This is a genomic window from Aeromicrobium sp. (assembly GCF_014378035.1).
GTDB lineage: Bacteria > Actinomycetota > Actinomycetes > Propionibacteriales > Nocardioidaceae > Aeromicrobium.
The window spans coordinates 1-11,924 of sequence record NZ_JACMOM010000304.1; the positions used below are offsets into that span (position 1 = coordinate 1).

General features: G+C 65.9%; 13 protein-coding genes and 1 tRNA gene. 9 read left to right on the forward strand and 5 right to left on the reverse strand.

Going from position 1 to position 11,924, the window contains the following annotated elements:
- Positions 1–109: 109 nt before the first annotated feature.
- Entirely contained in the window at positions 110–1,108 is a 999-nt protein-coding gene (locus H7290_RS15935; protein WP_290515007.1) for a MerR family transcriptional regulator, read from the reverse strand.
- A 112-nt stretch (positions 1,109–1,220) separates the two neighbouring features.
- Between H7290_RS15935 and H7290_RS15940 the strand changes: the two genes are divergently transcribed.
- Together H7290_RS15940 and H7290_RS15945 are read left to right on the forward strand one after the other, a co-directional pair.
- On the forward strand, positions 1,221–1,505 hold the full coding sequence (locus tag H7290_RS15940; protein ID WP_290515008.1) for a WhiB family transcriptional regulator: 285 nt from the start codon (positions 1,221–1,223) through the stop codon (positions 1,503–1,505).
- A gap of 41 nt (positions 1,506–1,546) precedes the next feature.
- Positions 1,547–1,843 (forward strand): DUF4235 domain-containing protein, encoded by a 297-nt coding sequence (locus H7290_RS15945; RefSeq protein WP_290515009.1) that lies wholly within the window; start codon positions 1,547–1,549, stop codon positions 1,841–1,843.
- 81 nt (positions 1,844–1,924) lie between these two features.
- Here H7290_RS15945 and H7290_RS15950 read toward each other — a convergent pair.
- Positions 1,925–2,007: transfer RNA gene (locus H7290_RS15950), tRNA-Leu, on the reverse strand.
- 122 nt (positions 2,008–2,129) lie between these two features.
- Between H7290_RS15950 and H7290_RS15955 the strand changes: the two genes are divergently transcribed.
- The 6 genes from H7290_RS15955 (at position 2,130) to pknB (ending at position 9,381) form a co-directional block, all read left to right on the forward strand.
- A complete protein-coding gene (locus H7290_RS15955) occupies positions 2,130–2,894 on the forward strand; it encodes a DUF3662 and FHA domain-containing protein (protein WP_290515010.1) in 765 nt (254 codons plus the stop codon).
- Positions 2,895–3,368, forward strand: coding sequence for an FHA domain-containing protein (locus tag H7290_RS15960; RefSeq protein WP_290515011.1), 474 nt, complete (start codon positions 2,895–2,897; stop codon positions 3,366–3,368).
- A 3-nt stretch (positions 3,369–3,371) separates the two neighbouring features.
- Positions 3,372–4,688 carry a protein phosphatase 2C domain-containing protein gene (locus H7290_RS15965; RefSeq protein ID WP_290515012.1) on the forward strand — a complete coding sequence of 439 codons (1,317 nt, stop codon included), beginning with the start codon at positions 3,372–3,374 and terminating at the stop codon, positions 4,686–4,688.
- Complete coding sequence (locus H7290_RS15970; protein ID WP_290515013.1) at positions 4,676–6,058, forward strand: FtsW/RodA/SpoVE family cell cycle protein; 1,383 nt, start codon at positions 4,676–4,678, stop codon at positions 6,056–6,058. Before H7290_RS15965 ends, H7290_RS15970 begins: the two co-directional genes overlap by 13 nt.
- Positions 6,055–7,524, forward strand: a complete 1,470-nt coding sequence (locus tag H7290_RS15975; RefSeq protein ID WP_290515014.1) for a penicillin-binding protein 2 — start codon at positions 6,055–6,057, stop codon at positions 7,522–7,524. The genes H7290_RS15970 and H7290_RS15975 overlap by 4 nt, the downstream gene beginning before the upstream one ends.
- Positions 7,525–7,593: 69 nt before the next feature.
- Positions 7,594–9,381 carry a Stk1 family PASTA domain-containing Ser/Thr kinase gene (pknB, locus tag H7290_RS15980; RefSeq protein WP_290515015.1) on the forward strand — a complete coding sequence of 596 codons (1,788 nt, stop codon included), beginning with the start codon at positions 7,594–7,596 and terminating at the stop codon, positions 9,379–9,381.
- Positions 9,382–9,384: 3 nt separating this feature from the next.
- Here the strand turns inward: pknB and H7290_RS15985 are convergent, their stop codons facing one another.
- Positions 9,385–10,119 (reverse strand): DUF881 domain-containing protein, encoded by a 735-nt coding sequence (locus H7290_RS15985; RefSeq protein ID WP_290515016.1) that lies wholly within the window; start codon positions 10,117–10,119, stop codon positions 9,385–9,387.
- 54 nt (positions 10,120–10,173) lie between these two features.
- Between H7290_RS15985 and H7290_RS15990 the strand changes: the two genes are divergently transcribed.
- Entirely contained in the window at positions 10,174–10,455 is a 282-nt protein-coding gene (locus H7290_RS15990; protein ID WP_290515017.1) for a cell division protein CrgA, read from the forward strand.
- A gap of 84 nt (positions 10,456–10,539) precedes the next feature.
- On the opposite strand, the gene H7290_RS15995 is transcribed toward H7290_RS15990, so the two are convergent.
- Entirely contained in the window at positions 10,540–11,370 is an 831-nt protein-coding gene (locus H7290_RS15995) for a rhomboid family intramembrane serine protease (RefSeq protein WP_290515018.1), read from the reverse strand.
- On the reverse strand, positions 11,367–11,897 hold the full coding sequence (locus H7290_RS16000; protein ID WP_290515019.1) for a peptidylprolyl isomerase: 531 nt from the start codon (positions 11,895–11,897) through the stop codon (positions 11,367–11,369). Before H7290_RS16000 ends, H7290_RS15995 begins: the two co-directional genes overlap by 4 nt.
- Positions 11,898–11,924: the final 27 nt, after the last annotated feature.

Consider the following 11,924-nt stretch of genomic DNA (forward strand, 5'->3'; position numbering starts at 1 on the left):
AGCTTGTCGGGCCGATTGAGGGTCACATAGGCGATGGGGCCGTCGATCTCGGTGAGAACACGAGGAGATTCGATCATCCGCCCAGATTACCGGGCCCAAACGACGTCGATCAGCCGACGAGTGCCCTGATTTGCTCGATCGTGGACTGAAGGGAAGCGCTGGCCTTCAGTGTTTGGTGACCATCGTGGTGCGGCCACCCCGGCCCGCCGAGCACCATCGTGGTGGGTGGCCCGACGGACTCGACCACCTGCCAGAGGCGGTCGTCGTCAGTACGCGGCAGGGATGCCCAAATGAAGATGACGGTGGGTCGCAGTGTCGCCGCCATGTTGGCCAGCGCTTCGGCGGGGATCCGCGCTCCCAGCAGGTGACACGCGAGGCCAGCCTCGGCGAGCGCGCACTCCAGGGCAAGGAGGGGAAGCGAATGCATGTCGTCCTCTGCACTCGCCAGAACGATGCTGGCTCCGCCAAGGTCAATCGTGGCGAACGACCGGGTGTGCGCGCGAATCTCTGCCACCAGACATTCACTGGTGAGGTGCTCGGCCTCGATTCCCATTTCCCCCCTCGACCAGTCGTCGCCGATGCGGACGAGTGCCGGGACGATCATCCCGGTCCACGCCTCGATGACCCCATCGCGCCGCAACACGCCGGCGACAAGATTGCGGATGCGCGCCGAGTCGTAAGCTCTCGCCGCTTGAAGCAGGGCGTCGGCGATATCCTCATGGCTGAGGTCGGCTCCCACATCGACGAAGTCGTCGGTGGCCAGCGCGGAGGCCAGCCCGTCGGCGTCGAGTCCGTGCGCCACCCGTGCCGCCTCCATCGGAGGTGCGCCGCGACCGATCAGTCGCTGCATCAGCGTGACGCGCTCGATGTCCGCCTCGGAGTACCGGCGGTGCCCGCCCGCTGTGCGGTGCGTGGGTCCGACGTCGTATCGACGCTCCCACGTACGGAGCGTCGAGGCCGCGACATCGAGGCGTGAGGCCACGGATCCGACGCCCCAGAACATCGCTTCGGCGTGGGCTTCCGTCGACTGGACGGCAGACGCCTCGGGCGGTCCAGGCGGACTGGACGGACTGGACGAACCAGCCTCGTCTTGGTTAGGCGACGACATCGTCATAGTCTAGAACTTGTTCACCATCTTGCGCGATGAACAAGTTATGAGTAGGTTCTGAATAGATCTTCTTCTAGGGTTTGTCCACTGGGTTTTGGGGAAAGGTAAGAACATGGTCAACGTCAAGCGACTCCCGGTTCCGCTCATCGAGCATTACGAGTGGCAGTACGACGGCGCGTGCATGGGAGTCGACAGCGAGGTCTTCTTCTCGCCCGAAGCGGAGCGTGGTGCCAAACGGGCACGGCGCGAAGAAAGAGCCAAGGCCTTGTGCCGCACATGTCCGGTCATCGACAAGTGTCGCGAGCATGCGCTCGCGGTTCGTGAGCCGTATGGCGTCTGGGGCGGACTGTCCGAGACGGAGCGTGCTCAGATGACACGCCACAGCATTGCCAGCTAGCAACATGTCTGCCGACATCTTGACAAAGGTTAGATGAACTCATGGTCGCCACCCGCACACCCAGCACGTCGGCGAAGATTCTTTATCGTCCCGTCGGTCTCGTCAGCTCGATCGTCGGTGGGCTCCTGGCCAGCCTCCTCTTCAAACAGGTATGGAAGCGGGTGCGAGCTGGAGAGCACGGCGACCCTCCCGGCCCTTTGCAGTCCGAATACGGCTTCAAGGAGATCATGCTGGCCGCTGTGCTCCAGGGCGCCATCTACGCAGCGGTCAAAGCGGTGATCCAGCGTCAGGGCGCCAAGGGATTCGAGCGTGCGACCGGGGAATGGCCCGGTTCCTGAGCCAAGCGCACATGAGGAGACCCCCGGGCTCACCGCCCGGGGGTCTTGTCGTGCTGCTGATCCTGCCCTGTGCTACCTCGGTGCGCGAGGGGGGATTTGAACCCCCACGCCCTTGCGGACACTGGCACCTGAAGCCAGCGCGTCTACCATTCCGCCACTCGCGCATCCGGCCCATGACAACCAACATCAGGACCGAGGACCGAGTCTAACAGGCCCGTACAGGTGCGATTTCTCACTCCTGCCGTGCCGGACGACTGACCTCTTCGACCTCTCCCGTTACCATCGCATGGAACAACCGGCAGGATTCAGACGACGAAAGGGGCGCCAGCCGATGGTGGGGGTGCTGCAGCGATTCGAGCAACGCCTCGAGGGTGCCGTGACCGGTGCCTTCGCGCGCGCCTTTCGTAGCGCCGTCCAGCCTGTCGAGATCGCGGCTGCCCTGCAGCGCGAGGTCGACAACTCTGCCCACATCTTGTCGCGGGAGCGAATGCTCGTGCCCAACGACTTCACAGTTGAGCTGTCGCCTCCTGACTTCGACCGCCTCACGCCCTTCAGCGGCACGCTCGCCGACGAACTCGCCACACTCGTCAGGGAACACGTCGAGGAGCAGCGTTACACGATGCCCGGCACGCTCGCGATCCAGTTCAAGAAGACCGGCGAGCTGAGCACTGGACGCTTCCGGGTGCGCAGCCGCACCAATGCCTCGGTCACCCCGGTCGCGGGCCAGCGCATGACCGACACCGCGGTGCGCGCCTCGGGCGTGGTCATCGAGGTCAATGGCATGAAGCATCCGCTGTCACCTCCCGGCGTGGTCATCGGCAGGGGCAACGAGGCCGACCTGAAGATCGACGATCCAGGCATCTCGCGACGGCACGCCCAGATCAAGGTCAACCAGGACGACGGGCACACGACGGTGACGATCGTCGACCTCGAGTCGACCAACGGTGTCATTCTCAATGGCCGCAAGGTTTCCAGCGGGGTCGTCGCCGACGGCGCGGAGATCCGGCTCGGCAACACGGTGATCGTCATTCGCATGACAGAGGTGGTGTAGATGTCAGAGCTGACCCTCACGCTGATCAAGCTGGGATTTCTTGCTGTGCTGTGGCTGTTCGTCCTGTCCGCGGTCTCTGTCATCCGCTCCGACATCTTCGGCACCAAGGCGCCCGCAGCCCCCCGGCAGGTCAAGCAGAGCAAGCAGAAGGCGCCCTCCAAGTCGCGCAGGGCGCCGCGCGGTGTGGCCACCAAGCTCCAGGTCGTGTCCGGCCCCAACGCTGGTCAGAGCGTGCCGCTCGGTGACAAGCCGATCCTGCTCGGCCGAGGCACCGATGCCGCGATCCGGCTCGACGACGACTACGTCTCGACCCGGCATGCCCGGTTCGCCACCAACGGCGAGCAGTGGTTCGTCGAAGACCTCGGCTCGACGAACGGCACCTACCTCGGCAGCCAGCGCATCACCTCGCCTGTGCCGATCGGCCTCGGCATCGCCGTTCGGCTCGGCAAGACCATCGTCGAGCTGCAGAAATAGTCGATGACGGCCCTCAGCTATCGCTATGTCGCGCTCACCGACACCGGTCTGCGCAGATCCACCAACCAGGATTCCGGCTACGCCAGCAACCGCCTGCTCGTCATTGCTGACGGCATGGGCGGCGCCGCCGCGGGCGACCTCGCGTCATCGGAGACGATGCACATCATCCGCCAGCTCGATCGCGAGCTCGACGTCGATGCGATGGGGGCGCTCGGGCAGGCCGTCATCAGCGCCAACACGCGCCTCGGTGAGCTGATCGCCGACGACCCGGCCGTCGAGGGCATGGGCACGACGCTCGACGCCCTGCTGTGGGACGGCGAGAAGTTCGCCGTCGCGCACCTTGGCGACTCGCGGGTCTACCGGCTGCGCGAGCGCTCGCTGACGCAGATCAGCACCGACCACACCTTCGTCCAGAGCCTCGTCGACGAGGGCAAGATCACCCGCGACGAAGCACGCGTGCACCCGCACCGCTCGCTGCTGCTCCGCGCCCTGCTCGGACGCGATGACAACGAGGCGGACCTGAGCTGGCTGCAGCCCATGCTCGGCGACCGCTACCTGCTGTGCAGCGACGGCCTCACCGACATGATCAACGACGACGTCATCGCTCGGGCCCTCGCGTCGGAGACGATCGACATGGCGGCGACCGAGCTCGTGCGCCTGGCCCTCGAGGCAGGTGGGTACGACAACGTGACGGTCGTGGTCGCTGAGTTCGTCGAGAAGTCTGCCGAGCCCGACCCGCACCTCTCCTCGGCCGACGGCCAGCCGCAGCTCGTGGGCGCCGCGGCGAGCCAGGCTCGTCCGCGCACCGGCACTGGTTCGGGCGGCACATCAACGGCACCGACGCCGTTCGACCCCGAAGAACTGCGCTACGCCCCGCGTCCGCCGAGCCGGCTGCGCTGGCTCCGCTGGGCCGTTGTCCTGGTGGTCCTCGGCGCGATCCTGGGTGTCTCCGGCGCCGCCGCCTACTCGTGGTCGCAGCGGCAATTCTTCGTCGCCGCGCAAGACGGCAAAGTCACGGTGTTCCGCGGCGTCCGTGCCGACATCCCTGGCATGACGCTGCAGCACGTCGAGCAGATGACCAACGTCGAGCTGACCACCCTTCCGGCCTTTCGGCGCAAGCAGGTCGAGGACGGCATCGAGGCGCCGAGCAAGGCTGACGCGTTGAAGACCGTGGAGCAGCTCGACGAGTTCGCCGTCAAGCCCAATCCCACGCCGACACCGACACCGAATCCCACGCCGACAAAGCCCAGCGCATCCCCGACCAAGACGAAGGCGACGGTGTCCACCGCGGTGGAAACGGAGGCGACATGGCGTCGATGACCACTCCGGCGTGGGTTCCCCGCAAGCGCCGAGGAGCCGAGTTCTTCCTGACAGTGCTGGCGGTCTTCATCGGTATCGCTGCCTACGCGTCAGTCGGCCTCGGCGCCGAGGGCCGCATTCCTGCCGACACCTACAAGCTCGGCGGAGCACTGATCCTGCTCGCCGTCGCCACCCACGTCATCGTGCGCCGAGTTGCCCCCTATGCCGACCCGGTGCTGTTGCCACTCGTCATCGCCCTCAACGGCCTCGGCCTCGCGATGATCTACCGCATCGACCTCGCTTGCGCGCCCGGCGGTTGCGGCAACTACGCGGCCCACGCCAACGCGCAGCTGATGTGGACCGCGATCGGCATCGTGTCCTTCGCAACGATCCTCGTGTTGGTACGGGACCACCGCCGCCTGCAGACTCTTACCTACACGTTCGGCGCCGCGACGATCGGGCTGCTCATCCTGCCCCTCATCCCCGGCCTGGGCCGCACGATCAACGGCTCCCGTATCTGGATCGGCCTCGGCCCGTTCAGCTTCCAGCCCGGCGAAGCCGCGAAGGTGTGCCTCGCGATCTTCTTTGCCGGCTACCTCGTCGTCAAGCGTGACGCACTCGCGCTCGCCGGCCGACGCTTCCTCGGTATCGACCTGCCCCGCGGCCGCGACCTCGGGCCCATCCTCGCCGGCTGGCTGATCAGCGTGGGCATCCTCGTCTTCCAGAAGGACCTGGGCTCCTCACTGCTGTTCTTCGGCCTATTCGTCGTGATGCTCTACGTCGCCACAGAACGACCCGGCTGGCTCATCGTCGGAGCCGTGCTGTTCGCGGCGGGCTCCTACTTCGGCTACCTCTCGTTCGGCCACGTGCGGGTTCGCTTCGATGCCTGGCTCGACCCTTTCAACGACCCGGGCGCCTACCAGATCGTGACGGGCCTGTTCGGGCTCGCGCACGGGGGTGTGCTCGGCAAGGGCCTGGGGCAGGGCAGTCCTCAGCTCACGCCGTTCTCGTTCTCCGACTTCATCGCATCCTCGATGGGTGAAGAGCTCGGGCTGACGGGCCTGATGGCGATCATCGTGATCTACGGGCTCATCGTCGAGCGCGGCATGCGCATCGCGCTCACCTGCCGCGACGCCTTCGGCAAGCTGCTGGCAGTCGGTCTCGCGTTCTCGTTCGCCCTCCAGGTGTTCGTCGTCATCGGCGGCGTCACCCGCCTCATCCCCCTGACGGGACTGACCACACCGTTCATGGCTCAAGGAGGCTCGTCCGTCGTGATGAACTGGGCCATCGTCGGCCTCCTCCTGCGCATCAGCGACCAGACCAGGCGCCCCGCCCCCGAGATCTCCACATTCGACAGCAACGAGGAGACCCAGGTGGTGAAGCTCTCATGAACCGTCCGATCCGCAACCTCGCCGTCGCCTGCCTCGTCATGTTCCTGGCGCTGCTGGTGAACATCAACTACGTGCAGTTCGTGCAGGCCGACAGCCTCAATGCCAAGAACGGCAACAAGCGCGTCATCAACGAGGAGTTCGCCCGTGACCGCGGAGCGATCCTCGTCGGCGGGGACCCCATCGCCGAAAGTGTCAAGAGCAAGGACCAGTACAAGTTCCAGCGCCGATACCCCGACGGCGCCCTGTATGCACCACTCACCGGCTACTTCTCCTACGTCTTCGGACGCGGCGGGCTCGAGAACTCGCAGAACCGCGTGCTGTCCGGCAGCGACAACCGGCTCTTCGTCAACCGGGTCGTCGACCTGGTGTCGAACAAGCAGCCCAAGGGTGGCAGCGTCGAGCTGACCGTCGACCCGCTCGCGCAGAAGGCCGCCGCCGAGGGGCTCGGGCGGCTCGGCAAGAACACCAAGGGTGCGGTCGTGGCCATGGACCCGACCACCGGAGCGGTCCTGGCGATGGTGAGCCAGCCGTCGTACAACCCCAACAAGCTCGCCAGCCACGACTTCAACGCTGTGCAGAAGTCCTGGGACACGCTGACCACTGACAACGATCAGCCGATGACCAATCGCGGCACCCAGCAGATCCTGCCGCCCGGGTCGACCTTCAAGCTCGTCACCGCCGCCGCCGCTCTACAGGACCTCAAGATCGACCCGAAGGACAAGATCAAGGCCGGCGCGACACTGCGGTTCCCGGGCATCCAGTACACGCTCCCCAACGAGAACGGCGGCAACTGCGGCGGCAACCGCATTACCTTCGAGCAGGCACTCAACGTCTCGTGCAACGTCGCCTTCGGTGCCCTCGCCGGGCGCATCGGACAGGACAAGCTCGCCGCGCAGGCGGCCAAGTTCGGCTTCGGCAGCGACCCTCTCGACGGGCTGGCGGGCAACGCCAGCCGTTTCACCTCGGGCGACAACAAGCTCGAGGCGCCTCAGCTCGCCCAGTCCGGCATCGGTCAGTTCGAGGTCGCGGCCACACCCCTGCAGATGGCCATGGTCGCCTCCGGCATCGCCAACGACGGCGTCGTGATGTCGCCCTACGTGGTCAAGACGGTCCGGTCGCCCAACCTGCGGGTGCTCGACGAGACTCAGCCCAAACGCCTCAGCCAGGCGATGACGTCGTCCAGCTCGGCCAAGCTGCGGCAGATGATGATCAGCACCGTCGACCGAGGCACCGCCACCTCCGCCCAGATCCCCGGCGTCGAGGTCGGTGCCAAGACCGGCACCGCCCAGTCGACGAAGGACCGCCCGCCGTACGCGTGGTTCGTCTCGTTCGCCCCCTCCAACAACCCCAAGGTCGCCGTCGCTGTGCTCGTCGAGTCGAGTGACACCGCACGTGACGAGACCGCCGGCGGACGCCTTGCCGGACCCATCGCGCGCTCCGTCATGGAAGCGGTGCTGGGCAAATGACAGTCCTCTACCGGCTCGACGCTCGCATCCACCCGCTTCCTGCATCAACCCCTTTGGGAGACTGACACCATGACCGAATCCGGCGACGAGACCATCCGCCTCGGCGACCGCTACGAGCTCGGCGGTCTGCTCGGGCGCGGTGGCATGGCTGACGTCCGTGTCGGTCGTGACCTGCGGCTCGGCCGCACCGTGGCAGTCAAGCAGCTGCGATCCGACCTGTCGGCAGACGACACCTTCCAGGCCCGGTTCCGCCGGGAGGCCCAGTCTTCGGCCGCGCTCAACCACCCCTCGATCGTGGCGGTCTACGACACCGGTGAGTCGATCGACAAGCACGGGTCGCACGTGCCGTACATCGTGATGGAGTACGTCGAGGGGCAGACCCTGCGCGACATCCTGCGAGGCGCCGAGAACGGCCGCAAGATCCTGCCAGAACGAGCCCTCTCCATCACCGCGGACGTCCTGAGCGCGCTCGACTACAGCCACCGTTCCGGCATCATCCACCGCGACATCAAGCCCGCCAACGTCATGCTGACACCGTCGGGTCAGGTCAAGGTCATGGACTTCGGCATCGCCCGCGCCATCGCCGACACCTCGTCGGCCATGACGGCGACCGCAGCCGTCATCGGCACTGCTCAGTACCTCTCGCCGGAGCAGGCTCGCGGAGAGACCGTCGATGCCCGCAGCGACATCTACTCGACCGGTTGCCTGCTGTACGAGCTGCTCACGGGACGGCCGCCCTTCATCGGCGACAGCCCGGTGTCCGTGGCCTATCAGCACGTGCGCGAAGAGGCCCGTCCTCCGTCGCAGCTGAACCCCGATGTCAGCGAGACGATCGACCGCATCGTGGCCAAGTCGCTCGCCAAGCGCGTCGAGGACCGTTATCAGAGCGCGTCCGACATGCGCAAAGACATCGAACGGGCCATCGCCGGCCATCAGGTCGACGCACCGATGGCAGCCACAGCGGTAGGTGCCGCCGCGACGTCGATCACCCCCGCCGTGGCCGCCGTGCCTGTTGCGGGTGGCGCGCGCCGGGCCGTGCCTGACGAGGATGAGGACGAGGACAATTCCGCCGGCAACGGCAAGTGGTGGCTCATCGGCCTCATTGCCCTCTTGTTGCTGGGGGGTCTCGCATTCGGCATCTTCAAGGCGACCCAACCAGAGCCGACCACCCCACAGCGGGCCGTCACTGATGTCGCCGGCAAGGATGTCGAGACCGCCACCCGCGCGCTCGAGAACGCCGATTTCGTGGTGGGCAAGGTCACCAGGCAAACGAGCAGCGCCGTCGACAAGGACCTCGTCATCGAGACAAACCCGCCCGCAGGGGAGAGGGTCGACGTCGGCAAGTCCATCAACCTGATCGTGAGCGCCGGGCCCGAACAGGTGACGATGCCGGACGTCCGCGAGCTGCAGTTCGACGTCGCCAAGAGCCAGCTGCAGGATGGTGACGGCCAGTTCAAGGTCATCAAGAAGAACATCGACAACACAGCCGACAGGGGTGTCGTCATCAACAGCACGCCGCTCGTGGGACAACAGGTCGACGTCGGTAGCAAGGTCACGTTGTTCGTCTCGCGGGGTCAGGTCCGCGTGCCCAACCTCGTCGGGAAGGACATCAAGGACGCCAAGGACTCGCTCGACACGCTGGGGCTCAGGTACACGACCACCGACGAGCCGACTTCCACGGAGCCGAAGAACACGGTCACGGCGCAGTCGCTCGCTGACGGGACGATGGTGCCGCCGGGCACATCGATCGAGCTGACGGTCTCCACCAACCCGGGCACCCCTCCGCCGACAACTCCGACCACTGATCCGAACGCGACGGCCGACTTGGGCGGCGTGGGCTCCCCACCGGCCCCCTAGGCGCTAGCCGGTTGCGCGAGCGTACGTGAGGCCGACCGACCCCGCGTATGCCTTGGCCTTGACCAGGTCGAGGGTCTCGACCTTCAGGCCTACCTGGTACCGGGGGTCGCGGGAGTAGTTGGCGTAGGTGATGGTCTCCGGCGATGTCTGCAGCGAGGTATCCATGGCGGTCGTGTCACCGATCGCCTCGATGATGTAGGGCGGCGAGTACGGCACCCCATCGAGCACGACGGTGTTGCCGACGCACTTGATGCCGGTGGTGGAGATGAGCCGCTGCCCCTGCAGCGTCATGGCCTCCGCGCCCCCGGCCCACAACGCGTTGACGAAGGCCTGGATGTCCTGCTGGTGAACGACCAGCAGGTTGGGGTCGATGCCGGGTGCGTCAACCGACCGCGGCGCATCGGTGAGGGTGACCCGCATGCCGGGACCCTCGACCGACGTCAGACCGGTGGGCTTCTCCAATGACTTGACCCTCTCGAGGACGGCGTCGAGCGCACTTCCGGAGCCGCTCGAGGACAAGGCGTCAATGTCGGAACGGAGCTCGCGCGCGTCTTTGCGTCGGTCGTCGATTCGACGCGACCGCTCCTGCAGCAGTGACGCCGCATCCCCACCCGCCGGTCGAAGATCTGCACCGCCCGAGCTGACGGACGCGGCGACGAACAGGAAGCCCGTCAGAGCGAAGATGCCGAGCACCGCGACAGGCCACCGCTGGCGCGCGTGCGTCCGGGTCTTGGGCATGCCGATCTCCCTGTTTGCGGTGTCGGCGACTAGGCTAGCCGAGAGCATCAACCGATGCGGCCGAGCGCCGCACCCAACCTCGGAGACGTCGTGGCAAGAGAAAAAACCTCGAAAGCACCCAAGCCCCAGAGGGTCGGCAACCGCTGGGCCGGTCCGGCCATGGTCTCCTCAGCGGTCTTCGGCCTCATCTGGATCGTCACGTTCTACGTCCTCAACGGCTCCACCATCGATTACCCGTCGTTCCTGCAGTGGTACCAGGACCTCGCGAGCTGGAACCTCGTCATCGGCATGGGCTTCATCGTGGCGGCCTTCGGCTTCGCCATGAAGTGGGAGTGACCTCACCCCGTTGACCACTGATCGTTGTCCACACCTCTGTACACAGCTGTTGATAATGACACCGGTGTAACTCAAGGTCGTGGACTAGCCCGTCAGCAGCGATGTGCGCACCACAACGGTGGCCACGACGGCGACCCACATCAGGGAGAATGCCAACACCTGCACGACCTGTTTGCGCTCGCGCGGTGCGTAGGCGACAGCAGCGCCCAAGACCAGGCCCGAGACGAACCCGCCGAGGTGACCCTGCCAGCTGATATTGCCCTGTGTGCTGATGACGGCATTGATCGCGAGGAGCACGAGCAGTTGTCGGACGTCTTGCTTTGCCCGCAGCAGCAGGATCAACGCCATGCCGAACAGGCCGAACACCGCACCGGAGGCGCCGATCGTCGGGACGGACGGCACCTCGAGGACGTAGACGAAGACCGACGACACGATGGCCATCGTGATGTACGCCGCGACGAATCGGACGATGCCCAGCGCGCGCTCGACGAACGGCCCAAACAGGTAGAGCGCATACATGTTGAACGCGATGTGCAACACGCTGCCGTGCAGGAATGCCGCGGTCAGAAGCCGCCAGTAGTCACCGTCGGCGACAGCGTACGACTGCATGGCGCCGTGCTGGTAGATCGCGCCGCTCCGGTCGCCTGTGGCGAGCTGCAGCACGAACGCGGCCACATTGACCCCGATCAGCGTCATCGAGACGACGCCATCGCGCTGCGACACCTTCCCGCCAGCCATCGTGCGTGCCGAGCGCACGCTCTTCGTGCCCTCGGTCACGCACGTCGGGCACTGGAAGCCCACTGACGCGTCGCGCATGCAGTCCGGACAGATCAGCCGCTCACACCGCTGGCACGAGATGTATGCCTCGCGGTCGGGGTGCCGGTAGCACCGATAGGCCGATGCCGGAAGATTCACGTCTCCGTGCGCTCGATCGACAGCTTCTCGATGACCACGGGCTCGGCCGGTCGGTCGAAACGGTCGGTGCTCACCTTGCCGATGGCGTCGATGACAGCTTTGCTGTCGGCATCGGTGACCTCACCGAAGATGGTGTGCTTCCGATTGAGCCAGTCGGTCGGAATCAGCGTGATGAAGAACTGCGACCCGTTGGTGCCCGGTCCGGCGTTGGCCATGGCCAGGAGGTAAGGCTTGTCGAAGCGCAGATCCGGGTGGAACTCGTCTTCGAAGTTGTAGCCGGGTCCACCCGTGCCGGTACCGAGCGGGTCGCCACCCTGCAGCATGAAGTTTGGGATGATGCGGTGGAACACGAGGCCGTCGTAGAACGGCGCGTTGGAGATCTGACCGGTTGCCGGGTCGATCCAGTCCTTCGTGCCCTCGGCCAGCCCGACGAAGTTCTCGACGGTCTTGGGCGCATGGTCGGGGAAGAGCTCCACGGCAATGGTGCCGTGGTTGGTGGTGAATGTTGCGATCAGCTGCGAAGCCACAGGGGGATCCTTTCAGTGTGCTTCCCT

Excerpts from the sequence above, each read along its gene's own strand:
- H7290_RS15935 (WP_290515007.1), bottom strand. The coding sequence starts at position 1,108 with ATGTCGTCGCCTAACCAAGACGAGGCTGGTTCGTCCAGTCCGTCCAGT.
- H7290_RS15940 (WP_290515008.1), top strand. The coding sequence starts at position 1,221 with ATGGTCAACGTCAAGCGACTCCCGGTTCCGCTCATCGAGCATTACGAG.
- H7290_RS15945 (WP_290515009.1), top strand. The coding sequence starts at position 1,547 with ATGGTCGCCACCCGCACACCCAGCACGTCGGCGAAGATTCTTTATCGT.
- H7290_RS15955 (WP_290515010.1), top strand. The coding sequence starts at position 2,130 with ATGGAACAACCGGCAGGATTCAGACGACGAAAGGGGCGCCAGCCGATG.
- H7290_RS15960 (WP_290515011.1), top strand. The coding sequence starts at position 2,895 with ATGTCAGAGCTGACCCTCACGCTGATCAAGCTGGGATTTCTTGCTGTG.
- H7290_RS15965 (WP_290515012.1), top strand. The coding sequence starts at position 3,372 with ATGACGGCCCTCAGCTATCGCTATGTCGCGCTCACCGACACCGGTCTG.
- H7290_RS15970 (WP_290515013.1), top strand. The coding sequence starts at position 4,676 with ATGGCGTCGATGACCACTCCGGCGTGGGTTCCCCGCAAGCGCCGAGGA.
- H7290_RS15975 (WP_290515014.1), top strand. The coding sequence starts at position 6,055 with ATGAACCGTCCGATCCGCAACCTCGCCGTCGCCTGCCTCGTCATGTTC.
- pknB (WP_290515015.1), top strand. The coding sequence starts at position 7,594 with ATGACCGAATCCGGCGACGAGACCATCCGCCTCGGCGACCGCTACGAG.
- H7290_RS15985 (WP_290515016.1), bottom strand. The coding sequence starts at position 10,119 with ATGCCCAAGACCCGGACGCACGCGCGCCAGCGGTGGCCTGTCGCGGTG.
- H7290_RS15990 (WP_290515017.1), top strand. The coding sequence starts at position 10,174 with ATGCGGCCGAGCGCCGCACCCAACCTCGGAGACGTCGTGGCAAGAGAA.